The organism is Paraburkholderia sp. JHI869 (assembly GCF_038900775.1).
Classification (GTDB): Bacteria; Pseudomonadota; Gammaproteobacteria; order Burkholderiales; family Burkholderiaceae; genus Paraburkholderia.
Genome location: NZ_JAYMSC010000028.1, coordinates 89,175 through 113,501, shown reverse-complemented (window position 1 = coordinate 113,501; position 24,327 = coordinate 89,175). Strand labels below are relative to the sequence as shown.

Sequence of the window (24,327 nt, the reverse complement as noted above, 5' to 3'; positions counted from 1 at the left end):
GGCTGCAAGTATAGCGGGCGCGTGGAGGCGGGGGACAAGCGCAGCGCAAAAAAACGCGCGCCCGCCGGGTGGGCGGGCGCAAGCGAGAGGTAAGACAGAAGCAGATGCGTGTGAGCGCGGCAGCGTTGCGTTGCTGCGCGAGGAGCGAGGCGGCAAATGATGCCGCCTGCATTCAATCGGTTAGCTCATCAACAACAACTTAGCCTGCAAAAAGCGAATGCTCGGCGCGGACCATCTGGCGATCCACGGCCTGGAGGCGCCACTGGCCTTCCATGGGCGAGTGCGAGGTTTCGCACGACCATGTCGCGTCGCCATGTGCGGAACTGATTTCCTGGCGGCGGTTCACATGCAGGCCGCGTAACGTGCACAGCGGCTCGTTCTCGAGCGGTGCGCACAGCGACGTGACACCATTCACGTCGCGTAATTCACCCCATTCTGGCAGGTCGATCCCTTCGTGAGACTCGCGGGACCAGCGTTGCTGGTCGGTGTCGAGCCAGAGCACTGCATAGTCGTGATTGACGGTCGGATCGGAACCGTTGATCAGGATCGTAAGTCGCATGGCATCTCCGCTAAATTGATCGGGCGCGTCGGCAATTTCAAAGTCTAGGACGACTCCGCGCGCGCGCAAAGCGAAGAGTGCAGGACAGATCGTCGCGCGCATGATGCGTGCCTGGATTGACCCCGCTTATGCCCATTGATGGCCGCGTAAACCCGCCTACGCTATCGCCGGGATTGAAATTCACAATTGGGAACGCAAAGGCCACAACCTAGATTGATAGTGCGGCGAAGTCGCCCGCCCATGCTGCACTGCACGAAGGCGAATTGCGTCGCGTCCCCACATATCAGGTCGAACGATGGAGGCACAGATGGCACAGCTAAAGGGCTCGAAGACGGAACAGAACCTCAAGGATGCATTTGCCGGCGAATCACAGGCCAACCGCCGTTATCTGTATTTCGCAGCCAAGGCCGACGTAGAAGGACAAAACGATGTCGCGGCGCTGTTTCGCTCGACCGCTGAAGGCGAAACCGGCCATGCGCACGGCCACCTCGAATATCTGGAAGCAGTAGGCGACCCGGCAACCGGGCTGCCGTTCGGCACGTCGCGACTGAATCTGCAAGCGGCCATTGCGGGCGAAACGCACGAATACACCGACATGTACCCCGGCATGGCCAAGGTCGCGCGCGACGAAGGCTTCGACGAAATCGCCAACTGGTTCGAGACGCTAGCCAAGGCGGAGCGCAGCCACGCCAACCGCTATACGAAGGCGCTGGACGTGCTGGCGGATTGAGGCGCATTGATCGCCGCGTGCCTTGCGGCACGCATCCATGACGCGCGCGCTGTTTTGATTCGCGTGCCGGGCAAGCACCGGCGCCGCGCGAACCAAACCGGCGCGCGCGCTCGCTCAGGCCGCGTATTTGGCTGATAAATAAAAGAAGGAGACGTCATGCCCCACAAGGAAGGCAGTCTCGAAGCGCCCACTCGCCATCCGCTCGACTGGCGCTCCGACGCTTTTTACGACCAGGCCCAGCTCGATACGGAACTCGCGCGCGTGTTCGATATCTGTGCGGGCTGCCGGCGCTGCGTCTCGCTGTGCGGCGCGTTTCCCACGCTCTTCGATCTCGTCGATGAAACCGATACCGGCGAGGCGCACGACGTCGACAAGGCGCATTTCGACAAGGTCGTCGACCAGTGCTACCTGTGCGATCTCTGCTACATGACGAAGTGCCCCTACGTGCCGCCGCACCCGTGGAACGTGGATTTTCCGCATCTCATGCTGCGCGCCAAGGCCATTCACTATCGCAAGGGCGAAGTGAAGCTGCGTGACCGCGTGCTTTCGAACACCGATGCGCTCGGCCAGATCGCAGGCATTCCCGTCGTCACGCAAACGGTCAACGCCATCAATCACACGAAAGCGATGCGCGGCGCGATGGAAGACATGCTGGGCGTCGATCGCAAGGCGTGGCTGCCCGACTTCGCCACGCACAAGTTTCGTAACGTTGCAAAACGCGCGGCGTCGAGCGAGGTGCGCGACGGCGAGCGCACGCCGGGCAAGGTCGCCATTTACGCCACCTGCTATGTGAATTTCAATGAACCGGGCATTGGCCACGATCTGCTCGCGGTGCTCGACCACAACGAGATTCCCTACGAGCTGGTGAAGAGCGAATGGTGCTGCGGCATGCCGCTGCTGGAGCAGGGCAATCTGGAGGGCGTGGCGCACAAGCAGTCGCAGAACATGCCCATGCTCGCGCGTTACGCGCGCGAAGGCTACGCGCTGATCGGCGCGGTGCCGAGCTGCGTGCTCATGTACAAGCACGAACTGCCGCTGATGTTCCCCGACGACGCCAGCACGAAAGCCGTGAGCGACGCGTTCTGGGACCCGTTCGAGTATCTCGTGGCGCGGCACCGCGACGGCCTCCTCAAGACCGATTTCCGCGCGCCGCTTGGCAACGTGTCGTATCACGTGCCGTGCCATGCGCGCGTGCAGAACATTGGCCGCAAGACCTTCGACCTGCTCTCGCTCGTGCCCGAAACGAAAGTGACCGTGGTCGAGCGCTGTTCGGGCCACGCGGGCACGTTTGGCGTGAAGAAGGAATTCCACGCCATGTCGATGAAGATCGGCACGCCTGTGTTCAAGCAGATGGGCCAGGCGGAGCCGAATTTCATCTCGTCCGATTGCCAGCTTGCGGGCCATCACATTGCGCAGGGCATCGAGGAGAACCAGCTAGGCGAGCCGCCGCTCGCTCACCCCATTACCTTGCTGCGCCGCGCCTACGGCATTTAGCCCCCGACGCCACCACGCAACATTCACGAGGCACGACTCATGACGATCGCGAGAAATTCGCTGTTGACGCTGGAAGCCTACGCCAGGGTGCGGGGCGACATGCGCAAACGCATCATCGAGCACAAGAAGCAGCGCGCGGTGTCGCTCGGCAATCACCTCACGTTCCTGTTCGAGGACGAGACCACGATCCGCTATCAGATCCAGGAGATGCTGCACATCGAAAAGATCTTCGACGAAGACGGCATTCAGGGCGAACTCGCGGCCTATCTGCCGCTCGTGCCCGACGGCGGCAACCTGAAGGCGACCCTGCAGCTCGAATACGAAAGCGAAGTCGAGCGGCGCGCGGCGCTCGCGCGGCTCATCGGCATAGAGGACAAGGTGTTCGTACAGGTGGATGGCGAGTCACCCGTCTACGCGATTGCCGATGAAGACCTCGAGCGCGAAAACGCCGAGAAGACCTCGGCGGTGCACTTCGTGCGCTTCGAACTCACGCCGCAGATGAAAACGCGGCTGCGCGAAGGTGCGGCGCTCACGATAGGGTGCGATCATCCGAATTACCGCGTGCCGACGCAGACCATCGATGGCGAGGTGCGCGCCTCGCTGCTCAAGGACCTTGCCTGAGGCGCCGCTTTATTTGCCCGATCAAACGTCCTTGCGGTACATGACGAAACCAGGCTTCACGGCCACATCGTCGTAAAGCCGCATGGCCGTGTGATTCGTCTCATGCGTGTGCCAGTACACGCGCGACGAATTCGACGCCTTCGCGTGCGCATACACGGCCTCGATCAGCGCGCGGCCCACGCCCTGGCCGCGCGCGTCTTCCACGGTGAAGAGATCCTGCAAGTAGCAGATCGGCCCTTCCAGAATCGTGTTGCGGTGATAGATGAAATGCACGAGGCCGAGCACGCGTTCGCCGCGTACGGCGATGAATGCGTGCATCGGCTCGTAGCCGTCGAAGAAGCGCGACCAGGTCGTGCGCGTGATGTGTTCCGGCAGCGCGGTTGCGTCGAAGCGGCCATAGAAGCGGTTATAGCCGTCCCATAGCGGCAGCCACGCATCGAAATCGTCGGGTGTGACGGCGCGGACTTGAAGCGTCGTGTCGGTCATGCGTTGTCTCCTTGTTGGCAGGCTATCCCAAACCCCCAAGCGTAAGCGACTTGTGGCACCATTGTTAGTCCCACCGAAACCGAGATCAATGGAGCCACGGGTTTGGACTACGCGTTGATGATGACGGCCTATGCGAAGCGCGCCGTGCGCAAGCTCACGCAGCAGGACCTGCTTTACGAGAGCCTGCGCCGCGCGATTCTCGACGGCGACATTGGCCGCGGCACGCGCCTCGCGTCGAGCCGCGCGCTCGCGGAGCAACTCGGCATCGCGCGCAATTCGGTGCTCTATGCGTATGAGCGGCTCGTGGAAGAGGGCTTTGTCAGCGCTACGCGCCACGGTTCGGTCGTCAACGCGGTCAGCGCGAGCGGCGCTGCAACGCCTGCGCAATCCTCGCCGCAAGTGGCAAGCGTGCCTGCGCTCGCGCGCCGCGTGCGCGAACTCCCGCCGCGCCGCACGGGCCGCGCCGGTCCCAAGGCGCTGCGCCCGGGCGTGCCCGCGCTCGACGCGTTTCCCTACGCGCAATGGCGCACGGCGGTTGAGCGCGCGTTGCGCGAGTTGCGCGCGCACGATCTCGGCTACGGCGACAGCGCTGGCATGCCCGCGCTGCGTCAGGCGATCGCCCAATACGTGCGCGTTTCGCGCGGCGTGCGTTGCCAGCCGGAGCAGGTGTTCGTCACGGACGGCACGCAGTCGAGCCTCGACTTGTGCGCGCGTTTGTTCGCAGACCATGGCGAACGCGCGTGGATCGAAAATCCGGGCTATCTCGGCGCGCGCGTGGCTTTTGCGGCCGCGGGGCTGCAACTCGTGCCGATGAGCGTGGATGCGGCGGGCATGGCGGCGCGCCCCGAGGACTGGCGCGAGCGGCCACCGCGACTCGTTTATCTCACGCCGTCGCACCAGTATCCGCTTGGCTGCGTGCTGAGCCTCGAGCGGCGGCTCGCGCTGATCGAGCAGGCGCGTGCGTGCGGCGCGTGGATCGTCGAAGACGACTACGACAGCGAGTTGCGCCACGATGGACCGCCGTTGCCGTCGATCCAGGGCCTCGCCGACGACACACCCGTGATCTATCTCGGCACCTTCAGCAAGACGCTTTTCCCGGCGCTGCGCATCGGCTTCATGATCGTGCCGCAGCGTGTGGCGGCGCAGTTCGCGCAGGCGCATCACACGCTCGTGCGCCAGGGGCGCGTGGCGGAACAACTGGCGCTGGCGGAATTCATCGAAAGCGGGCGCTACGCGCGCCACTTGCGGCGCATGCGCAAGCTCTACGAAGAGCGCCGCGACGGCCTTGTCGCGGCCATCGACAAACACCTGGCCGGCATGATGACGGTGTCGGCGGACGCGGGCGGCATGCATTTGAGCGTACGCCTCGACGCGCCGCTCTCCGACGCCGATGTGAGCGAAGCCGCGCGCGCACATGGGCTGCATCTTTCGCCCTTGAGCGCGTACTGTGTCCATGGCGTCGACGCACCCGACGCCACACCCTACAACGGCTTCCTGCTCGGCTATGCGGAGACGCCGCCGCACGTCGCCGACACGCTCATGCAGACGCTCGCGCGCATCGTGCGCGAACGTCTGCCAGCCGTTTCATCGCTTACTGATGGCCCGCAATCACATGCGGCAGATAAGGCGCTTCAAGCGTCTTGATCTCTTCGTCGGAGAGCTTGAGCGAGAGCGCCGCGACCGCGTCTTCGAGATGCTGCGGCTTCGAGGCGCCGATAATCGGCGAAGTGATGCTGGGCTTGTGCAGCAGCCAGGCCAGCGCGACCTGCGCACGCGAGACATTGTGCGAACGCGCGATGGTTGCGACCGCATCGATAATGGCTTTATCCGCGTCGGCGCCGTAGAGCGTCTTGCCGAACTTGTCGGTTGCTTCGCGCTCGCTTGTTTCGTTCCAGTCGCGCGTGAGCCGGCCGCGCGCGAGCGGGCTCCACGGCATCACGGCGATGCCCTGATCTGCACATAGCGGCAGCATTTCGCGCTCTTCCTCGCGATACAGCAGGTTCACGTGGTCCTGCATGCTCACGAACTCGGTCCAGCCGTGCAGGCGCGAGGTGTAGAGCGCCTTGCTGAACTGCCACGCGTGCACGGACGAAGCGCCGATATAACGTGCCTTGCCCGCCTTCACGACATCGTGCAGCGCTTCGAGCGTTTCTTCGATGGGCGTGTTGTAGTCCCAGCGATGGATCTGATAGAGATCGACGTAATCGGTGCCGAGGCGCTTGAGGCTATGGTCGATTTCCGTGAGGATCGCCTTGCGCGAAAGGCCCTGACCGTTCGGACCGGGCCGCATGCGGTTGTAGACCTTCGTGGCGAGCACGATGTCGTCGCGTTTCACGAAGTCGAGCAGCGCGCGCCCGACGATCTCTTCCGAGGTGCCGTCCGAATAGGTGTTCGCGGTGTCGAAGAAGTTGATGCCGGCGTCGAGCGCCTGGCGGATGAGCGGTCGGCTGGCGTCCTCACCGAGCGTCCACGGGTGCGTGCCGCGCTCGGGCACGCCGTAGGTCATGCAACCGAGGCAAAGACGCGAAACCTGCAGCCCTGTCGAGCCGAACCTGACGTAATCCATTGCTGTTGCTCCTGGCGAAAAGGCGAATCAAGCAGAGGAAGTGCGCGCGCCGCGCGAGGGCGGCGGACTTTCGCAAGGGTATAACAGGCAGGAAGAACGTGCAGGGCGTCCCGCGTCAGAACATCTCCATCACGCGGTGATAAAGCATGCCGACCTCGAGCGCGGGTCGCCGCCACGCGGGGCCGCCGGGGAAGCGCGCGTGCCGCAACTGTGCGAACAGATCGAAGGACGCGCGCTCGCCCACGATGGCCTGCGCAACGAGCCGCCCGGCAATGCCCGTGAGCGCGACACCGTGCCCAGAAAAGCCTTGCACGTAGTAATAATTCGGGTCGATCGCGCCGAAGTCGGGCGCGCGGTTGCGCGTCACGTCGACAAAGCCGCCCCACGCGTACTCCACACGCGCGGCCGCGAGTTGCGGGAACGTATCGCTCATGCGCGTTTGCATGGCGGTTGTAAGGCGCTCGGGTGCGGCACCGGTGGAATCGGCTCGGCCGCCGAACAGCATGCGGTCGTCTGCCGAAACGCGGAAATAGTCGAGAAAGAAATTGTTGTCGCACACGGCGGAACGTTGTGCGATCAACGAGTCGGCAAGCTCGCGCCCCAGCGGTTCGGTCGCGATGATGTATGACGCGATGGGCGCGATGCGTGCGGCCACGGCGCCCGGCAGGACGCCGCCCGGCGCGGCGTTGCAGCACGACACCACGAAGCGGCAGCGTACTTCCCCGCGCTCGGTCTTTACCACGGGCCGTGCGCCGCGCACGACTTCGAGCGCGCGCGTATGTGCGAAGAGTTGCGCGCCTTCGCGGCGGGCGGCGGCAGCGAGGCCAAGACAGTACTTCAGCGGATGAAGATGCCCCGAGACCGGATCGTAGACGCCTGCGATATAGCGTTGCGATGCCACACGTGCGCGCGTGGCGTCGGTATCGAGCCATTCGAGGCGGTCGTAGCCCCAGCGGGTGCGCGCCGCGTCCATCCATGCGCGCAGATCGGGCACGCGCTTCGTCTTCGTTGCAACGGTCAGATAACCCGGCGTGAAGTCGCAATCGATGCCATAGCGCGCAATGCGCTCGCGCACGAGCTTAACGCCCTCGATGGAAAGCGCCCACGCCGCGCGGATACCCTGCGCGCCAAGCTGCTTTTCGAGCACTTCGTCTTTCGCGAAGCCCACGAGCGTTTGCCCGCCGTTGCGGCCCGAGGCGCCCCAGCCGGGGCGGTGCGCGTCGAGCACCGCGACCGAAAGGCCGCGTGCACGGCATTCCAGCGCGACCGAAAGCCCGGCGAAGCCCGCGCCTATCACGCAGACGTCGACGTCGAGCGAGCCTTCTAGCACGGGGTCGTCGTCGGCGGGGCGCGTGGCGGTGGCTTCGTAGTACGAGTGGCGGGCGAGGGCGTCCGCCTGGGCGTCGAGGTCGAGTGTCATCAAAGCAGGTCCTTCATTCGATACCACGCCATCGCGAGCACGAGGGCAGGGGTTCGCAGTGTAGCGCCGCCTGGGAAATCGCGGTGATGGATCTTGCCGAACAGGTCGAAGCGCGCGGCCTGGCCGTGAATCGCTTCGGCGATCAGCGTGCCCGCGAGTCCCGTGGTGTTCACGCCGTGGCCCGAGAATCCCTGCGCGAAATACACCGTCGGCGAGAGGCGGCCAAAGTGCGGCGCGCGGTTCATCGTGATGTCCACGTAGCCGCCCCACGCGTAATCCACCTTCACATCGGCGAGTTGCGGGAACGTTTTCAGCATGTCGCGGCGCATGGCTTCGCCCAGGTTCGGCGGTGCGAAGGTGGAATAGCTCACCTTGCCGCCCCAAAGCAGGCGCGTGTCCGGAGAAGGACGGAAGTAGTCGAGCACGAAACGGCTGTCGCATACGGCGGCCTGAGCGGGCATCAGCGCGTTCATGCGTTCGGCACCCAGCTTTTCGGTGGCGATCACATAGGTGCCTACCGGCATGATCTTGCGCGCGAGGGCCGGTGCGAGATCGCCCAGATACGTATTGCATGCGAGCACAACGAATTTCGCACGCACGTTGCCGCGCCCGGTTTCGACCACATGTGCGCCGCGTTCTTCGCGCAGGCGCGTGACGGGGCTGTTCTCGTACACGTGTACACCCGCTTCGACCGCCGCGCGTGCAAGACCGAGCGTGTAGTTGAGTGGATGCAGATGGCCACTATCGGGATCGTAGAGGCCACCCGGATACCGCGACGATTGCACGTAGCGCCCCACGCCTTCGGCGTCTACGTACTGGAAGCGGTCGTAGCCGAAGCGCTGCGCCGCCTCGTCGCGCCAGCGCTTGAGCGCATTCGTATCGCGCGCTTTGTTCGCGGCGGTGAAATAGCCTTCTGTGAGCGCGCAATCGATGTTGTGCTGCTTCACGCGCCGCTTCACGATGTCGAGCGTTTCGAGACCCATGTCCCAGATCTGCCGGACTTCAGCTTCGGGCATGAATTGCGCAAACGTGTCGATATCGCAGGCAAAGCCGCCAATCAGCTGCCCGCCGTTGCGCCCGCTCGCGGCCCACCCTACGCGCGACGCTTCCACGAGCGCGACGCGGTGGCCGCGTTCGGCGAGATTGAGCGCGGCGGAAACGCCCGTGAGGCCCGCGCCGACCACGCAGACATCGGCATCGAGCGCTCCTTCCAGCGTTGGGTGCGCGGTGGCGTCGTTGGCGGTGGCCGCGTACCAGGACGGGGCATGAGGCTGATTGGCGAATTTGAGCATAGGGAAAGCGTACTAAAGAAGCAGCGGGCGACAACACGAAGCGGCCGCCCGCCGTCACATCATCAGAACGAGTAGATGAACTGCGCGCCGAGCAGGTCGTTGCTCTTGCCATACGAGCCGTCGTTGTGCAGGAACACGCGTTGCGTGGCCCAGTCGTGACGATATTCGACCTTCACGGTGATCTGCTGCGTCGGGAAGAACAGCAGGTCGAGCGCCACATCCTGGCGCGTTGCGCCCTTGCACTCGAAGCCGAAGCCGCCGCCCGCCTGCGAATTGGCCAGGCAGTCCGCGCCGATGCCAAAGCCGTTTGACGTGTCCATGCCGTTCGAGTTGAGCGCGATGCCGCCGCCGCCGCCACCGTTCTTGCTGTTCGCGAGCAGGTCGTAGCGTGCCGTCACGCCCATGCGGCCCACCACCGGCGCGTTGAACTTGCGGTGCGCGAGCAGCGAGAAGCCGTACCACTGCGCGTTGCCGCCGTTGAACGCGGCGCGCTGCTGCTGGCCGTAGTCGACTTCAGCGTTGTACTGGATGTCCGCGAGCGTGTAGGTCGCATCGACTTCGCCGAAGAAGAAGTAGCCGCCCGAGCTCGACGCCTGGCCGCCCACGCCGTACACGGCCTGGCCGGTGGTCGAATCGAACGCGCTCGGCAGCGTCTGGCGGCCGATGTTGAACGAGCCGCCGATGTCGAGTGCGCTCGACCACGTGTAGTCCGCACGCGCCGTGAACGTCGGGATCCTGTTGCTCGTGGTGATCGGGTCGCCCAGCGCATTCTGACCCGTCTGCACGACCGCGCCATTGGTGCGGTACTGCTCGTTGCCGACCATGAACTTGAACGCCCACTTGCTGCCGTCCGGCGTGTAGTTCCAGCCAATGCCCACATAGCTGCCCGGATCCGAGAAGTCGTAGAGCAGGTTATGCGTGAGCGTGAGCATCTGGTTGGACTGCTGCACCTCGTAGCCGCCGAAGCTCGGCATGAGACCGGCGACGAACGTGCCCGTGGACGTCACCGGCACGGTAATGACGGCCGTGTTCAGGATGTTGTTGCCGATCTCGCCATGCTCGTTCTGCAGCAGCGTGATGCCGTTGCCGCGGTTGGGCATGAGTGTGATTTCGGCCGAAGGCGCCATCGGGCCCACGCCGAAGGTCTTCTTGATGTCCAGATAGACATCGCCGAACGTGCTGTTGAAGTAGTTATACGAACCGGTGTGATTCGCGAACAGGAACGACGAGGTGCCCGGTGCGCGGTTGTAGATGTACGTCGGGTCGATGTAGCCGGTGATCGAAAGGCCCGCAAGCGGACCGGTGTTGGCGGCGTCGCTGAGCGAATCGACCTTGAGCTGCTGGTTCGCGATCTGCTGCTTCATCGCATCAACCTGATCGTTGGTCAGGTTCGCCTGCGCGCGGCCGTAGTCGGGCGAGCTGATGTCCACGACCGGAGCGGCCGCGGTGGCCGGTACGACCGGCGCCGCGGCTGTGGTCTTCGCCGGTGTCTTCGATTGCGCCAGTTCGGTCTTGAGCGACTTCACCTCTTTTTGCAGGGCGTTCAACTGTGCCTGCAGGGCCTTGATCTGTTCGCTGGTCGAGTCCGCTAGTGCGAGCCCTGGCAGCGCCCCGGCCACCAGCAGACAGATTAACTTCTTCTTCATCGAAATTCTCCTTGTTGGTCGTTATTGCAATCAGTTCGAGTGCTGCGAGGAGCGGCACACGCCGCCCCTTGTTACATGGCAATCCTCATCAAGCCGCGCGGCGACCAATCGGCGCACCCACAGCACCAGCGGGCGCGGCTGGCGTGATGGCCTCGGAGGCGTCGGGCTGGACGAAGGCGAGTTGCATGTCGCGCATGCGCTTCTTTTCGCGCGCGCTCATCATCTGGTTCACGACGATCACGCCGATCGTCACCGCGCTGATGAAGAGCGTGGCGAGCGCGTTCATCTCCGGGTTCAGACCTAGGCGCACGCGCGAGAACACGACGAGCGGCAGCGTGGTCGAGCCCGGTCCCGAAAGGAACGCGGAGAGCACGAGGTCGTCGATCGAGAGCGTGAACGAGAGGAGCCAGCCAGAAAGCAGCGCCTGCGAGATGAGCGGCAGCGTGATGACGAAAAACACCTTGAGCGGCGTGGCGCCGAGATCGAGTGCGGCCTCTTCGAGCGACTTGTTCATCTCCTTTACGCGCGACTGCACGATGATCGCGACGTAGGACACGCACAGCATCACGTGGCCAATCCAGATCGTCACGATGCCGCGGCCCTTGGGCCAGCCAAGCATCTGCTCGAGCGCGACGAAGAGCAGCAGCAGCGAGATGCCCTGAATGACCTCGGGAATCACGAGCGGCGCGTTGATCATGCCGGCGTAGAGCGTGAAGCCGCGAAAGCGTCCGAAGCGCGCGAGCACGAAGCCCGCCCACGTTCCGATCACGATCGAGGCGAAGGCGGTCATGAGGCCGATCTTGAACGAGAGCCATGCGGCGCTCAGCAACTCTTCGTCTTGAAGCAGCGCCGAGTACCACTTGAGCGAAAAGCCGGACCACACCGTGACGAGTTTCGACTCGTTGAACGAGTAGACGATGAGGCTGATGATCGGGATATAGAGGAACAAAAACCCGAGTGTGAGGACGCCGGTGGAGAGCGTACGGTTGGGCTTGATCATTTGCCTTCCTCCAGTTCCTTGACCTGGTAGTACTGAAAGATCGCCATCGGCACGAGCAGCAGCAGCACCATTGCCACGGTGACGGCGGAGGCCATCGGCCAGTCCATGTTGTTGAAGAACTCGTCCCACATGACGCGGCCGATCATGAGCGTGTCGGCGCCGCCGAGCAGTTCGGGAATCACGTACTCGCCAACCGCCGGAATGAACACGAGCAGGCTGCCCGCGATGATTCCGTTCTTCGAAAGCGGCAGGGTGATCTGCGTGAACGCCACCCAGGGCTTGGCGCCCAGGTCGTACGCGGCTTCGAGCAGCGTGAGGTCCATCTTCACGAGGTGCGCGTAGAGCGGCATCACCATGAAGGGCAGGTACGAATAGACCATGCCGATATAGACGCCCGCGTCGCTGTGATAGAGCCGCAGCGGCGAATGGATCAGGCCGATGGCCATGAGCGCGTGATTGAGCAGGCCGTCGTCCTTGAGAATGCCGATCCACGCGTAGACGCGGATCAGGAACGACGTCCAGAACGGCAGCATCACGCCCATCATGAGCAGGTTGCGCGTGGCCGGGTTCGAGCGCGCAATGTAGTAGGCGATGGGGTAGCCGATCAGCAGGCAAAAGATCGTGGAGACGGCCGCCATCTTCAGCGAGCTGATATAGGTGGCGATGTAGAGGCTGTCCTGCAGCAGGAACGCGTAGTGCCCGAGCTGCAGCGCGAAGTGCACCATGCCGTCCTTCATCTCGACCAGGTTCGAGTAGGGCGGAATGCCCATGACCTGATCGGCGAAGCTGATCTTCAGCACGAGCACGAACGGCAGCGCGAAGAACAGCGTGAGCCAGATGAACGGCACGCCGATCACGGCGGTGCGGCCCGAGGGCACGAAGCGAGAGAAGAAGCGCGCGAGTGCACCCTGGCGCGCGTCTGCGGCTGCGCGGCCCGATGCGGGCGTGGCGGGAGTAATGGTACTCATGATTCAGGCCTCCTTATTGCGTGAGCACGACGCCGCTGGCCGGCGACCAGGACACATACACATCGTCGTTCCAGGCGGGCGCGCCCTCGTTCATGAGGTGCGAGCTGGAGAGGTTCGAGACGACGACCTTGCCGCCCGGCAGGCGCACGTGATAGAGCGAATAACTGCCCATGTAGGCAACGTCCGTAACCACGCCGCGCGCCCAGTTGTGCGGCGTGCCCGGCTTCTCGCGCGTCACGCGCACGCGCTCGGGGCGCACCGAAATGCCCACGGGCATGCCGAGCGGCCCGGTCACGCCGTGGCTCACGTACATGCGCGTTTCGAGGTCTTCGCTTTCCACGAAGATGTGATCGGGCTCGTCCTCGACGACCTTGCCTTCGAACAGGTTGGTCGAACCGATGAACTCGGCCGAGAAGCGGCTATTGGGGAATTCGTAGACTTCGCCCGGCGAGCCGATCTGCACGATCCGGCCTTCGCTCATCACGGCGAGGCGGTTGGCCATGGTCATCGCCTCTTCCTGATCGTGCGTGACCATCACACAGGTGACATCGACTTTCTCGATGATGTTCACGAGTTCGAGCTGGGTCTTCTGGCGGATCTTCTTGTCGAGCGCCGACATCGGTTCGTCGAGCAGCAGGAGCTTGGGGCGCTTCACGAGCGAGCGCGCAAGCGCCACGCGCTGCTGCTGACCGCCGGAAAGCTGATGCGGTTTGCGCTTCGCGTAGCGGCCCATCTGCACGAGGTTGAGCGCATCGGCCACGCGTTCGCGAATTTCGTTCTTCGGCACGCCTTCCTGCTTGAGGCCGAACGCAACGTTCGTCTCCACGCTCATATGCGGGAAAAGCGCATACGACTGGAACATCATGTTGACGGGGCGGCGGTACGGGGGCAGCGACGCGAGGTCTTCGCCGTCGACGAAGATGCGGCCCGACGTGGCGGTTTCGAGGCCCGCGAGCATGCGCAGCAGGGTGGACTTGCCGCAGCCCGAACTGCCGAGCAGCGCAAACAGCTCGTTCTTGGCGATGTTCAGGCTCACGTTGTCCACGGCGGTGCTTTCGCCGAACTTCTTGACGACGTTCTCGATACGCACGAACGCGTCGTTCTTTGCCGGGTTCGCGTTGGCGCGCAGAGTTTCTGGGGCGGTGACTTTAGACGTCGAATTCATGATCTGACCTTGGTTCCTTTCTGATCGCAGTACACGTTTTTCAGGCGCGAGTCGGCCCGCACGGGGCGCACGGGGCGACTCGCGATTAGTACTGCGAACGGAGCTCGGGAAAGGCTCGCGCGCGTCGTCAAAAAAGGGGGGCGGCGCTGCGCGGCCGGACTTCGGAATTGCGCACTTCAGGCGGAGAGGGGTCGAGCGATCCCTCTTCCGCGTTGTCTCCTTCTTGTTTCCTTCAGGGGGTAATCAGGGTGTCAGTGGCCCGTCTTCAACTGGGCCCACAGGCGGTTTTCGAGGCGCAGGATGTCAGCCGGCATCGGCTTCATCAGCGTCATCTTCTTGAGCACGTCTTCCGACGGGTACACCGTCGCGTCCTGCGCGACCGCCGGGGTGACGAACTGGCGTGCGGCCTTGTTCGCCGTCGGGTAGAACACTTCGTTGGTGATTTCCGCGTTGACCTTCGGGTCCGAGATGTAGTTGATCCACTTCATCGCGTTTTCGGGGTGCGGTGCATCCTTCGGGATGACCATCACGTCGAACCACAGCAGGCCGCCTTCCTTCACGTTCGAGAACTTGACGTCATACGAGCGCTTGGCTTCCTCAGCGCGGCGATGCGCGATGCCGACGTCGCCCGACCATGCCACGGCAACGCAGATATCGTTGTTCACGAGGTCGTTGATGTAGCCCGACGAATTGAACTGGGTGATGTACGGGCGGACTTTCTTCAGCACTTCAAACGCGGCCTGGTAGTCGGCGGGATTCGTACTGTTGGGGTCCTTGTGCATGTATTGCAGCGTCGCCGCGAACACGTCCACGGCCTGGTCGAGGAACGACACGCCGCAGCCCTTGAGTTTCGAGAGATTCTGCGGATCGAACACGAGCGCCCAGCTATCTACGGGCGCGTTCGCTCCGAGCGCTTTTTCAACGGCCTGCTTGTTGTAGCCGATGCCGTCGGTGCCGAACGCCCAGGGCACGCCGTACTGATTGCCCGGATCGGCGTCGGCGATCATGTGCATGAGCACGGGATCGAGGTTCGCGAGGTTGGGGATCTTCGACTTGTCGAGCTTCTGGTACACGCCGGCCTGAATCTGCTTGGCCATGTAGTTCGATGTCGGCACAACGATGTCATAACCCGAGCTGCCGGCGAGCAGCTTGGCTTGCAGCGTGTCGTCGCTATCGTAGTTGTCGTATTTGACCTTGACGCCCGCTTCTTTTTCGAAGTTCGGGATCGTGTCCTTCGCAATGTAGTCGGACCAGTTATAGACGTTCAAATCGCCGTCGGCCGCGTGCGCTGGCTGGCTCGACATGGCCGTGAGGCCTGCACACGCTGCGAGGGCCGCAAGCGCGACCGCATGACGAAGATGACTAACACTCATGTTGCTTTCCCCTGAAGATGAAGATCGGCGGGAGGCCCAGCACCCCGTTGCGCCGCCCGCCGTGGACAAGTCGCGTTAAGAAAGACCCAGTTGTTGCGCAGTTGCGTCGATGGCCTTCTTCGCCTTCGACACGATTTCATCGATCTCGCTGCGCGTGACGACGAGCGGCGGCGAGAGCAGCATGCGGTCGCCGGTGGCGCGCATGATGAGGTTGCCGTTGAAGCAGAAGTCGCGGCAGAGCGTGCCCACGTCGCCGCCATTCGCGAAGCGCTTGCGGGCCTTCGGATCTTCGGCGAGCTGCAGACCGGCCACGAGACCCGCGCCCGAGATGTCACCGATGATCGGATGATTGGCGAAGGTCTCGCGCAAGCGCTGCTGGAAGTACGGACCGGTGTCGTTCTTCACGCGCGTGACGATGCCTTCGTCGCGCAGCAGCTTGAGGTTCGCGACGGCCACCGCGGCGGCGACCGGATGTCCCGAATACGTGAGGCCGTGATTGAACTCGCCGTTCTCGATGAGCGCCTTCGCCACGCGGTCGTGAATACCCACCGCGCCCATCGGCACATAGCCGCTCGTGAGGCCCTTGGCCATCGTGATGAGATCGGGCTCGAAGCCGAAGTGCTGATGCGCGAACCATTCGCCGGTGCGGCCAAAGCCGCCGATCACTTCGTCGGCGCAGAGCAGGATGTCGTACTTGCGGCAAATGCGCTGAATTTCCGGCCAGTAGGTCGAGGGCGGGAAGATCACGCCGCCCGCGCCCTGGAACGGCTCGCCGATAAAGGCGGCCACGTTTTCCGCGCCCACTTCGAGGATCTTCGCTTCGAGCTGCTGCGCGCGAGCGAGGCCGAACTCCTCCGGCGACATGTTGCCTTGCGCTTCGCCGTAGAAGTACGGCTGGTCGATGTGCACGATGTTCTCGACCTTCGAGGGCATCTGTTCATGCATGTAGCCCATGCCGCCCAGTGTGCCGCCCGCGATCGTCGACCCGTGATACGCGTTCTTGCGGGAGATGACGACCTTCTTCGAGGGCTTGCCTTGCGTGAGCCAGTACTGATGCACGATGCGCAGCACCGTGTCGTTGCCCTCGGAGCCGCTGTTGCAATAGAAGAAGTGGTTGAACGGCTCGGGCGAAAGCTGCGCGAGCAACGCAGACAATTCGATGACCGGCGGGTGCGTGGTCTTGAAGAACGTGTTGTAGAACGGCAGTTCCAGCATTTGCTCGTAGGCGGCGTCGGCCAGTTCCTTGCGGCCATAGCCCACGTTCACGCACCAGAGCCCGGCCATGCCGTCGATGATCTGGTTGCCTTCGGAGTCCCACAGGTACACGCCTTTCGCCTTCACGATCACACGGCTGCCCGCCTTGTTGAGCGAGCCCATGTCCGAGAACGGGTGAATGTGATGCGCGGCGTCGAGCGCGCGGTATTCGCTCGTCGAGCGCGTCGTGCGCGCGGATTGAGCGCGCAGCGTCGTCGGCACTTCCTGCAGCGCGCTGGCGGGGGCGTCGATTCGATAACTCATTGCTGTGTCTCCTTTCGTTTACACGTGCAGCAGCAGGTGCTTGCGTTCCCACGAACTGATCACGCGGAAATACGCTTCGTATTCGGTTTCTTTCAGCGCGAGGTAGGCGCGCACGAACTTCTCGCCGAGGATGCCCATGAGCGGCTCACTCGTGCTCATCAACGTGAGGCCTTCTTCCAGGTTGCGCGGCAACTGGTAGGGCAGCGAATAGCCGTCGCTCACGAGCGGTTCCGTGGGCTTGAGGTGCTGCGTCATGCCGAGATAACCGGCGGCGAGCGTCGCGGCGATTGCGAGGTACGGATTCGTATCCACGCCCGGAATGCGGTTCTCGACACGGCGCGCGGCCGGCGACGAGTACGGCACGCGGAAACCCACTGTGCGGTTGTCATAGCCCCATGCGACGTTGATCGGAGCTGCCATGAAGCGCGAAAGGCGGCGGTACGAGTTGATGTATGGCGCGAAGATCGGCATGAGCGCGGGCGTGTACTTCTGCTGCCCCGCGATATACGCGTAGAACATGTCCGTGGGCTTGCCGTCCGCACCCGTGAAGAGGTTCTGGCCGCTCTCCACCGAAACGAGGCTCTGGTGAATGTGCATGGCAGAGCCCGGCTCGTTCTCCATGGGCTTCGCCATGAAGGTCGCGTACATATGGTGGCGCAGCGCCGCTTCGCGCACCGTGCGCTTGAAGAGAAACACGCGGTCCGCGAGGTTGAGCGGATCGCCGTGCAGGAAGTTGATTTCCATCTGCGCCGCGCCCACTTCGTGAATGAGCGTGTCGACTTCGAGGTCCTGAATATCGCAGTACTCGTAGATGTCTTCGAAGAGCGGATCGAACTCGTTCACCGCTTCGATCGAGTACGCCTGGCGTCCCGTTTCGGGACGGCCCGTACGGCCGATCGGCGGCGTGAGCGGAATGTCCGGGTCCTTGTTCATGTCGACGAGATAGAACTCGAGTTCCGGCGCGATAACCGGCTTCCAGCCCTTCGCGGCATAAAGATCGAGCACGCGGCGCAGCACACGTCGCGGCGAGATTTCAACGGGCGTGCCGTCGAAGTGCACGCAGTCGTGGATCACCTGCGCCGTGGGATCGACGGCCCACGGAATGATGCGGATGGTCGAAGGGTCGGGCACGCACACCATGTCGGGGTCGGTCACGCCGGTGAGGCTGCCGTCTTCGGGGTAGTCGCCCGTCACGGTCTGGATCATCACCGCTTGCGGCAAGCGCATGGACTCACCCGATTCGAACTTGCTGCGCGGAATGATCTTGCCGCGCGCGATACCCGCCATGTCGGGGATGATCGCTTCGATTTCGGTGATGTGATGCTTCTTCAGGAATTCGTCGATTTCATGCATGATCTTTCTCTCTGTTTTGTATGGGCCGGCATCAGGCGTGGGCGGCGCGCGGCGCGTGCGCCACGTCGTGTCCGGCCCCGCCCGGTATTCGGGCCAGCATATGATTGCGGCAGGCTTCGCCGAACGCGCGGAAGATGGCGGTGGACAGCGCGTCATTGGCGTATTTCCACTCGGGGTGCCACTGCACGCCAAGCGCAAAGCTGTGTGCGTTCGCCACGCTCACGGCTTCGATGAGGCCGTCGGGCGCGAATGCCTCCGCCACGAGGCCCGCGCCCAGCCGCTCGATGCCTTGGCCGTGCAACGAATTCACGCGTGCTTCGCGTGCGCCGCCCGCAATCTGTTGCAGCACACCGCCTTCCACGAACTTCAACGCGTGCGCTGGACCGTATTGCGTGTCGAGCGGATCGTCCTTGTTCTCGCGATGGTCGTCGTAGCGCGCAACGTTATGCACCTGCTGATGCAGTGTGCCGCCGAACACCACGTTCATCTCCTGAAAGCCGCGGCAGATGGCGAGCACCGGCACGCCAGCTTCGATCGCGGCGCGCATGAGCGGCAGCGTGGTGGCGTCGCGAGCGGGGTCGTGCAGCGTGCCGCTCTCGCTCGCCGGGCCGCCATAACGATGCGGTTCGACGTTCGAATAGCTCCCCGTGAAGAGCAGTCCATCCACGGCTTCGAGAATATCGGCCGCAGCCTGCCGCTCGCCCAGGGCGGGCAGCACGAATGCGAGTGCACCTGCTCCATCCACTGCCGCGGCGATGTACTTCTCGCCAGCAACGTGTGACGCGTGCGGTCCCATCATCGTGCGGTCGGCCGTAACGCCAACTAATGGTCTGATTCGCATGACTAATGATTCGCTTGCTTGCCCGTGCAGGACGTATCGATGCGACGGGCGTGACATGACCTTGCAGCCTTGCGGGACGCAAAACTACAAACCCTGTGTACTCCGCGCAGCGACGCTAACGGATGGCGCTGCGCGTGGAGATCATGTAGGCGGTACGTTTCTTGCCGTTGTGAGGCGCGACGGTGTTCAGGCGTGCGCAACCACATCGTAGCGGCGCGACAAGACACCTCGCGGACAAACGACGGCGAAGAAAACGAACAGCGCAGGAATGAGAGGCGCTAGGGCAGGAGCGACGCGACTTCGTCCGTGTGGACGGCAATGAAGGCGCGTGCGGAGACCGAGTTGTGACGCCGCACAGAGCGGCGGGAAAGGATCGTGAAGACGGACAGGAACAGGCGAGAGGCAAGCCTGCCGCTACTGCCGTCGGCGATGGCGGCGCAGTCACTGCGAAGACACCTCGCATGACTACGATCCCACCTCACCAGAGGGCCACGGACTCTCACAATAACACTCGACTGGTTGCGTTGAAAAAGACGTCTGGTTCAAGCATTCGAGGTCGCCAATTTGAGTGAAGCATTAAACATTGAACGACATCGATGTATTGCTTTCCAAACTCAGCCGACTCGCTATGTTTCTCGCATAAAACGCCGTTTTTGCGTTGCAACGCGGCAGAAACGATGCAGTGTTCGACCTGTAGTTCAGCATATACGAGCCAAAAAGGGCGTCAATTATTTTTTCAAGTTTTTGATGTCAGCACTTTCCCCGAGGGCTTTGTGAAATAGCACGCTGTGCGAAATATCGGCAACTGTCGTTATATTTCGAATAACTTACAGGGGTTTGTACCGACGCAAAATAAAGCAAACTGATTAGAATATTCAACACATCCATCGCGCCCTCCTCTACACGCAGTCATCCTGTCAACGGTTCTCCATCGTGTCCGAGTCTGCTGCCTCTGTGTCATCCGAAGTCGCCACGCGCCTGCGCTACGTTCGCAAACGCTATGGCTTGTCGCAGCGCGAGCTCGCCAAGCGCGCAGGCGTGACCAATGGCGCGATTTCGCTCATCGAGCAAAGTCGCGTCAGTCCCTCTGTGGGCTCGCTCAAGAAGCTGCTCGAATGCATTCCGATGAGCCTCGCCGAATTCTTCACATTTGACCTGACCGAAGGGACAGAAGTCGTGTCGCGGCGCGGCGAAATGCCGAACCTCGGCAACGAATCGATCGAGTTCTATCTGGCCGGCGCGAACATGAAGGACCGCAACATGGGCATCATGCGCGAGGTCTATCAGCCGCTGGCCGACACGGGCCCTGAAATGCTGGTGCATGCGGGGCACGAAGGCGGCGTGGTGGTCGCCGGACAACTCGAGCTGACCGTGGATGGCACGACCTGGCTGCTCGACCCCGGAGACAGCTACTACTTCGAAAGCCGCTTCCCGCACCGGTTTCGTAATCCCAGCGCGAACGAAGTCTGCGAAGTGGTGTCGGCCAACTCGCCGCCCACCTTCTGACTCCCTGATCGCGCGAAATCCGTTTCACCTGGCGCCGCGTTGCGGCGTGCAAGGTGGATCGCAAATCATTGAGGCATCCTGATGGAAAAGAAAACTCTGGCTTACTGGCAGGACAAGGCCGCGTCGCTATCGATCGAAGGCCGTGCATTCATCGACGGCGCGTATCGCGACGCGTATTCGGGCCGTACCTTCGACTGTGTGAGCCCGATCGACGGCCGTGTGCTCGCAAGCGTGGCCGATTGCGGCGCAGCCGATGTCGACGCCGCGGTCGGCGCCGCACGCCGTGCGTTCGACGAAGGTGTGTGGGCGGGCCTGAATCCGCGTGCGCGCAAGGCCGTTCTGTTGCGCTGGGCCGCGCTCATGCGCGAGCACCTCGACGAACTTGCGCTGCTCGAAACGCTCGATGCAGGCAAGCCCATTGGCGACACGACGACCGTGGACGTGCCGGGCGCGGCCTACTGCGTGGAATGGTTCGCTGAAGCCATCGACAAGGTGGGCGGCGAAGTCGTGCCCGCCGATCATCATCTCGTGGGCCTCGTCACGCGCGAGCCCATTGGCGTGGTGGCGGCCGTCGTGCCGTGGAATTTCCCGATCCTGATGGCCTCGTGGAAGTTCGGGCCGGCGCTCGCGGCGGGCAATAGCGTCGTGCTCAAGCCTTCGGAGAAGTCGCCGCTCACGGCCATTCGCGTGGCGCAGCTCGCGCACGAGGCCGGTATTCCGGCGGGTGTGTTCAACGTGCTGCCGGGCGGCGGCGAGCCTGGCAAGCTGCTGGGACTGCATCGCGACGTGGACTGCATTGCGTTCACAGGCTCGACGAACGTGGGCAAGCAGATCATGCAGTACGCGGGCCAGTCGAATCTCAAGCGCGTGTGGCTGGAGCTTGGCGGCAAGTCGCCCAATATCGTGCTACACGATTGCCCGGATCTCGACCGTGCAGCCAGCGCGGCGGCCGGCGCGATCTTCTACAACATGGGCGAAATGTGCACGGCCGGCTCGCGCCTGCTCGTCCATCACGAGATCAAGGACGTGTTCCTCGCGAAACTCGTCGAAGCGGCGAAGGCCTATAAGCCTGGGAATCCTCTCGATCCGCAAGTGTCGATGGGTGCGATCATCGACAAGATTCAGCTAGATCGGGTGCTGAGCTATATCGAGGCCGGCCGCAAGGACTCGAAGCTGCTGACAGGCGGCGAACGCGTGAATGCGGAGGGCGGCGGCTTCTACGTGGAGCCCACGGTGTTCGATACGCATCACGATACGAAGATCGCCCGCGAGGAAATCTTCGGGCCGGTGCTTTCCGTCATCACGTTCAGCACGATCGACGAAGCGGTGCGCATTGCCAACGACAGCGACTACGGGCTCGCAGCGGCCGTCTGGACCGCGAATCTCACGCACGCGCATGAAATTGCGCGCAGGCTGCGTGCGGGCACGGTATGGGTGAACTGCTACGACGAAGGCGGCGACATGAACTTCCCGTTCGGCGGCTTCAAGGAATCCGGCAACGGCCGCGACAAGTCTTTGCACGCGCTCGAAAAGTACACGGAACTCAAGTCCACGCTCGTGCGGCTGCGCTAACGCCCGTTACCGCTCAACCAGCGCGCCAAGATTGGCGCGCACCCGCTGAAGCATCGCACTGAATTGCTCAGCTTCTTCAGGCGTGAAGCCCGCGAGGGCTTCCGCCTGCACCTCGTCGCCCACGCGGCGTGCGCCCGTCAGCACGCCTTCCGCCTTGGGCGTGAGGCTCACCAGCCATTCGCGGCGGTCTTCCGGGTTGGGCGTGCGCACGACCCAACCGCCTTCTTCCATGCGCTCGAGCAGCCGCCCCGCGGAAATGGGCGCCACTTCCAGCAGTTCGGCCAGGCGCGCCTGATTCATGTCGCCGTAGTGCGCGAGGTACGCGATCATGCGGCACTGCGCGCGCGTGAGTTCGAGCGACGACTTCGCAAGCTCGTCGTAACGTTTGCCGTAAAGCCGGCCCACGTCGACGACCAGGAAGCCAAAGCGCTTTTCGAGGTCGGTAGTCATCGCGCGATTATACGGGCGTGCGGCTCGCGCCTTTGCTCGGGCGTCATTTCCTAGCCGATACCGATTGCGCCAGCGGGCATGAGTCGTATAATAAGCATGCTTATTATCTCGCCGCGCTCCGCCCCCCAATCTAGACAACCGCACGATGACCGCAGTCATGCAGGACGGCACCGCCGCGCAGCATCGAGCGGAGCCGGTCAAGGAAGCCCCGCTCAATCGCGGCATGATCACGCTGTCGATCATGCTCGCCACGCTGATGCAGACGCTCGACAGCACGATTGCCAATGTCGCGCTGCCGCACATGCAGGGCACGCTGTCCGCGTCCCAGGACGAGATCACCTGGGTGCTCACCTCATATATCGTCGCGGCGGCCATTGCCACGCCGCTCACGGGCTGGCTCGCCGACCGCTACGGCGTGAAGCGGCTGCTTGGCGTGGCGATCGCGGGCTTCACCGTGGCGTCCGCGCTATGCGGGCTTTCTGAAACGCTCGGCGAGATCGTCGCTTCGCGGCTGTTGCAGGGCGTGTTCGGCGCGTCGCTCGTGCCGCTTTCGCAGTCCATTCTTCTCGACATCAACCCGCGCGAGCGCCAGGGGCAGGCCATGGCGGTCTGGGGCATGGGCGTGATGGTGGGACCCGTGCTGGGGCCAACGCTGGGCGGCTGGCTGACCGATAGCTATAACTGGCGCTGGGTGTTCTTCATCAACGTGCCCGTGGGCCTGTTCGCGTTCTTCGGCGTCTCGACTTTCATGCCCGCGCGCACGCCGGGCCGCACGCAGCGCTTCGACGTGTTTGGCTTCGCCACGCTCGCGCTCGCCATCGGCGCGCTGCAGGCCTTGCTCGACCGCGGCGAGCAGCTCGACTGGTTCGGCTCGCTCGAGATCCGCATCGAAGCGCTGGTGGCGGTCATTGCCTTTGCGTTCTTTATCGTGCATACGGCCAGCTCGGGGCCCGGCACGTTCTTTCGCTATCAACTGCTCAAGGACCGCAACTTCGCGACGGGCACGCTCTTCATCTTCGTGATCGGCGCAGTGCTCTACGCCACGCGTGCGCTGCTGCCGCCCATGCTGCAGAACCTCATGGGCTATCCGGTCGCCACCACGGGTCTCGTGACCGCGCCGAGCGGCGCGGGCACCATGGTCGCCATGTTGATAGCGGGGCGTATTCTGAAGCGTGTGGACGCACGCGTGATGCTGCTGTTCGGCTTCGTGGTGTCCGCGTACGCGCTATGGCAGATGATGCAGTACACGCTCGTGCTCTCGCCCTCGGATATCGTGTGGCCGGGCGTGGTGCAGGGCTTTGGTCTGGGCTTCGTGTTCGTGCCGCTTTCGGCGCTCACGTTCTCGACGCTCACGCCGCAACTGCGCGCGGATGGCACGGCCACCTATAGCCTCATGCGCAATATCGGCAGCAGTATCGGCATTTCGATCGTGCAGACCTTCGTCACGCGCGGCACGCAGATCGCGCATTCGGACCTCGCGGCGAACATCACGCCGTTCAATCCGGCGGTGCAGCAGATGCTCGAAAGCGGTTCGCGGTACGATCTCGCCGTGCTCAACCAGTCGATCACGCAGCAGGCCCAGATGATCGCGTACCTCAACGACTTCAAGATGATGTTCGTGGCTACGCTGCTCGTGATTCCGCTGCTCTTTCTGATCCGCACCGGCCCGAGCGCCGCCACCGTCGACACGAGTCACGCGGCGATGGACTAGCGCAACGGCTTGTCTTCCGTTTCACCCTGGCGCGCGGCACGTCCGCGCGCTTTGCA

General features: G+C 63.3%; 21 protein-coding genes and 1 pseudogene. 7 read left to right on the top strand and 15 right to left on the bottom strand.

What is annotated here, in order from left to right; all coding sequences use genetic code 11:
- Positions 1-199 precede the first annotated feature (199 nt).
- Positions 200-559 carry a DUF3564 domain-containing protein gene (locus VSR72_RS34010; protein ID WP_042268533.1) on the bottom strand — a complete coding sequence of 120 codons (360 nt, stop codon included), beginning with the start codon at positions 557-559 and terminating at the stop codon, positions 200-202.
- Between the two features lie 307 nt (positions 560-866).
- Between VSR72_RS34010 and VSR72_RS34005 the strand changes: the two genes are divergently transcribed.
- The 3 genes from VSR72_RS34005 (at position 867) to VSR72_RS33995 (ending at position 3,404) form a co-directional block, all read left to right on the top strand.
- Complete coding sequence (locus tag VSR72_RS34005; protein WP_069261580.1) at positions 867-1,289, top strand: rubrerythrin family protein; 423 nt, start codon at positions 867-869, stop codon at positions 1,287-1,289.
- 156 nt (positions 1,290-1,445) lie between these two features.
- The gene (locus VSR72_RS34000) at positions 1,446-2,783 is read left to right on the top strand and encodes a heterodisulfide reductase-related iron-sulfur binding cluster (protein WP_342956639.1); all 1,338 of its coding nucleotides are present in this window, start codon (positions 1,446-1,448) and stop codon (positions 2,781-2,783) included.
- A 39-nt stretch (positions 2,784-2,822) separates the two neighbouring features.
- Complete coding sequence (locus tag VSR72_RS33995; RefSeq protein WP_342956638.1) at positions 2,823-3,404, top strand: DUF3501 family protein; 582 nt, start codon at positions 2,823-2,825, stop codon at positions 3,402-3,404.
- A 21-nt stretch (positions 3,405-3,425) separates the two neighbouring features.
- On the opposite strand, the gene VSR72_RS33990 is transcribed toward VSR72_RS33995, so the two are convergent.
- Complete coding sequence (locus VSR72_RS33990) at positions 3,426-3,890, bottom strand: GNAT family N-acetyltransferase (RefSeq protein WP_342956637.1); 465 nt, start codon at positions 3,888-3,890, stop codon at positions 3,426-3,428.
- Between the two features lie 102 nt (positions 3,891-3,992).
- Between VSR72_RS33990 and VSR72_RS33985 the strand changes: the two genes are divergently transcribed.
- Positions 3,993-5,534, top strand: a complete 1,542-nt coding sequence (locus VSR72_RS33985) for a PLP-dependent aminotransferase family protein (protein ID WP_342956636.1) — start codon at positions 3,993-3,995, stop codon at positions 5,532-5,534.
- Here the strand turns inward: VSR72_RS33985 and VSR72_RS33980 are convergent.
- From VSR72_RS33980 to VSR72_RS33925, 12 genes and pseudogenes are all read right to left on the bottom strand, one after another.
- Positions 5,482-6,456, bottom strand: a complete 975-nt coding sequence (locus VSR72_RS33980) for an aldo/keto reductase (protein WP_342956635.1) — start codon at positions 6,454-6,456, stop codon at positions 5,482-5,484. The two genes, VSR72_RS33985 and VSR72_RS33980, sit on opposite strands and share 53 nt — an antisense overlap.
- 115 nt (positions 6,457-6,571) lie before the next feature.
- The gene (locus VSR72_RS33975; RefSeq protein ID WP_342956634.1) at positions 6,572-7,876 is read right to left on the bottom strand and encodes an FAD-dependent oxidoreductase; all 1,305 of its coding nucleotides are present in this window, start codon (positions 7,874-7,876) and stop codon (positions 6,572-6,574) included.
- The gene (locus tag VSR72_RS33970; protein ID WP_342956633.1) at positions 7,876-9,168 is read right to left on the bottom strand and encodes an FAD-binding oxidoreductase; all 1,293 of its coding nucleotides are present in this window, start codon (positions 9,166-9,168) and stop codon (positions 7,876-7,878) included. Before VSR72_RS33970 ends, VSR72_RS33975 begins: the two co-directional genes overlap by 1 nt.
- Before the next feature lie 62 nt (positions 9,169-9,230).
- Positions 9,231-10,814: a DUF3138 family protein gene (locus VSR72_RS33965; protein ID WP_342956632.1), complete on the bottom strand. Its 1,584-nt coding sequence runs from the start codon at positions 10,812-10,814 to the stop codon at positions 9,231-9,233.
- A gap of 88 nt (positions 10,815-10,902) precedes the next feature.
- The gene (locus VSR72_RS33960; protein WP_342956631.1) at positions 10,903-11,814 is read right to left on the bottom strand and encodes an ABC transporter permease subunit; all 912 of its coding nucleotides are present in this window, start codon (positions 11,812-11,814) and stop codon (positions 10,903-10,905) included.
- Positions 11,811-12,782 (bottom strand): ABC transporter permease subunit, encoded by a 972-nt coding sequence (locus VSR72_RS33955; RefSeq protein ID WP_342956630.1) that lies wholly within the window; start codon positions 12,780-12,782, stop codon positions 11,811-11,813. The genes VSR72_RS33960 and VSR72_RS33955 overlap by 4 nt, the downstream gene beginning before the upstream one ends.
- 13 nt (positions 12,783-12,795) lie before the next feature.
- Positions 12,796-13,875 (bottom strand): annotated as a pseudogene (gene potA, locus VSR72_RS33950) (polyamine ABC transporter ATP-binding protein); the annotation flags it as partial.
- Positions 13,876-14,198: 323 nt separating this feature from the next.
- Positions 14,199-15,320, bottom strand: a complete 1,122-nt coding sequence (locus VSR72_RS33945; protein ID WP_342956629.1) for a polyamine ABC transporter substrate-binding protein — start codon at positions 15,318-15,320, stop codon at positions 14,199-14,201.
- 75 nt (positions 15,321-15,395) lie between these two features.
- Positions 15,396-16,838: an aspartate aminotransferase family protein gene (locus tag VSR72_RS33940; protein WP_342956628.1), complete on the bottom strand. Its 1,443-nt coding sequence runs from the start codon at positions 16,836-16,838 to the stop codon at positions 15,396-15,398.
- An 18-nt stretch (positions 16,839-16,856) separates the two neighbouring features.
- Positions 16,857-18,191, bottom strand: a complete 1,335-nt coding sequence (locus VSR72_RS33935; RefSeq protein WP_342956627.1) for a glutamine synthetase family protein — start codon at positions 18,189-18,191, stop codon at positions 16,857-16,859.
- A gap of 31 nt (positions 18,192-18,222) precedes the next feature.
- Complete coding sequence (locus tag VSR72_RS33930) at positions 18,223-19,032, bottom strand: gamma-glutamyl-gamma-aminobutyrate hydrolase family protein (RefSeq protein ID WP_342956626.1); 810 nt, start codon at positions 19,030-19,032, stop codon at positions 18,223-18,225.
- A gap of 278 nt (positions 19,033-19,310) precedes the next feature.
- Positions 19,311-19,535 carry a hypothetical protein gene (locus tag VSR72_RS33925; RefSeq protein ID WP_342956625.1) on the bottom strand — a complete coding sequence of 75 codons (225 nt, stop codon included), beginning with the start codon at positions 19,533-19,535 and terminating at the stop codon, positions 19,311-19,313.
- 451 nt (positions 19,536-19,986) lie between these two features.
- On the opposite strand from VSR72_RS33925, the gene VSR72_RS33920 reads away from it, so the two are divergent.
- On the top strand, positions 19,987-20,538 hold the full coding sequence (locus tag VSR72_RS33920) for a cupin domain-containing protein (RefSeq protein ID WP_254320159.1): 552 nt from the start codon (positions 19,987-19,989) through the stop codon (positions 20,536-20,538).
- Positions 20,539-20,619: 81 nt separating this feature from the next.
- Entirely contained in the window at positions 20,620-22,110 is a 1,491-nt protein-coding gene (locus tag VSR72_RS33915) for an aldehyde dehydrogenase (RefSeq protein ID WP_342956624.1), read from the top strand.
- Positions 22,111-22,116: 6 nt separating this feature from the next.
- On the opposite strand, the gene VSR72_RS33910 is transcribed toward VSR72_RS33915, so the two are convergent.
- Positions 22,117-22,560 carry a MarR family transcriptional regulator gene (locus VSR72_RS33910; protein WP_342956623.1) on the bottom strand — a complete coding sequence of 148 codons (444 nt, stop codon included), beginning with the start codon at positions 22,558-22,560 and terminating at the stop codon, positions 22,117-22,119.
- Between the two features lie 223 nt (positions 22,561-22,783).
- Between VSR72_RS33910 and VSR72_RS33905 the strand changes: the two genes are divergently transcribed.
- Entirely contained in the window at positions 22,784-24,271 is a 1,488-nt protein-coding gene (locus tag VSR72_RS33905; RefSeq protein ID WP_342956643.1) for a DHA2 family efflux MFS transporter permease subunit, read from the top strand.
- Positions 24,272-24,327: the final 56 nt, after the last annotated feature.

Excerpts from the sequence above, each read along its gene's own strand:
- VSR72_RS34010 (WP_042268533.1), bottom strand. The coding sequence starts at position 559 with ATGCGACTTACGATCCTGATCAACGGTTCCGATCCGACCGTCAATCAC.
- VSR72_RS34005 (WP_069261580.1), top strand. The coding sequence starts at position 867 with ATGGCACAGCTAAAGGGCTCGAAGACGGAACAGAACCTCAAGGATGCA.
- VSR72_RS34000 (WP_342956639.1), top strand. The coding sequence starts at position 1,446 with ATGCCCCACAAGGAAGGCAGTCTCGAAGCGCCCACTCGCCATCCGCTC.
- VSR72_RS33995 (WP_342956638.1), top strand. The coding sequence starts at position 2,823 with ATGACGATCGCGAGAAATTCGCTGTTGACGCTGGAAGCCTACGCCAGG.
- VSR72_RS33990 (WP_342956637.1), bottom strand. The coding sequence starts at position 3,890 with ATGACCGACACGACGCTTCAAGTCCGCGCCGTCACACCCGACGATTTC.
- VSR72_RS33980 (WP_342956635.1), bottom strand. The coding sequence starts at position 6,456 with ATGGATTACGTCAGGTTCGGCTCGACAGGGCTGCAGGTTTCGCGTCTT.
- VSR72_RS33975 (WP_342956634.1), bottom strand. The coding sequence starts at position 7,876 with ATGACACTCGACCTCGACGCCCAGGCGGACGCCCTCGCCCGCCACTCG.
- VSR72_RS33970 (WP_342956633.1), bottom strand. The coding sequence starts at position 9,168 with ATGCTCAAATTCGCCAATCAGCCTCATGCCCCGTCCTGGTACGCGGCC.
- VSR72_RS33965 (WP_342956632.1), bottom strand. The coding sequence starts at position 10,814 with ATGAAGAAGAAGTTAATCTGTCTGCTGGTGGCCGGGGCGCTGCCAGGG.
- VSR72_RS33960 (WP_342956631.1), bottom strand. The coding sequence starts at position 11,814 with ATGATCAAGCCCAACCGTACGCTCTCCACCGGCGTCCTCACACTCGGG.
- VSR72_RS33955 (WP_342956630.1), bottom strand. The coding sequence starts at position 12,782 with ATGAGTACCATTACTCCCGCCACGCCCGCATCGGGCCGCGCAGCCGCA.
- VSR72_RS33945 (WP_342956629.1), bottom strand. The coding sequence starts at position 15,320 with ATGAGTGTTAGTCATCTTCGTCATGCGGTCGCGCTTGCGGCCCTCGCA.
- VSR72_RS33940 (WP_342956628.1), bottom strand. The coding sequence starts at position 16,838 with ATGAGTTATCGAATCGACGCCCCCGCCAGCGCGCTGCAGGAAGTGCCG.
- VSR72_RS33935 (WP_342956627.1), bottom strand. The coding sequence starts at position 18,191 with ATGCATGAAATCGACGAATTCCTGAAGAAGCATCACATCACCGAAATC.
- VSR72_RS33930 (WP_342956626.1), bottom strand. The coding sequence starts at position 19,032 with ATGCGAATCAGACCATTAGTTGGCGTTACGGCCGACCGCACGATGATG.
- VSR72_RS33915 (WP_342956624.1), top strand. The coding sequence starts at position 20,620 with ATGGAAAAGAAAACTCTGGCTTACTGGCAGGACAAGGCCGCGTCGCTA.
- VSR72_RS33910 (WP_342956623.1), bottom strand. The coding sequence starts at position 22,560 with ATGACTACCGACCTCGAAAAGCGCTTTGGCTTCCTGGTCGTCGACGTG.
- VSR72_RS33905 (WP_342956643.1), top strand. The coding sequence starts at position 22,784 with ATGATCACGCTGTCGATCATGCTCGCCACGCTGATGCAGACGCTCGAC.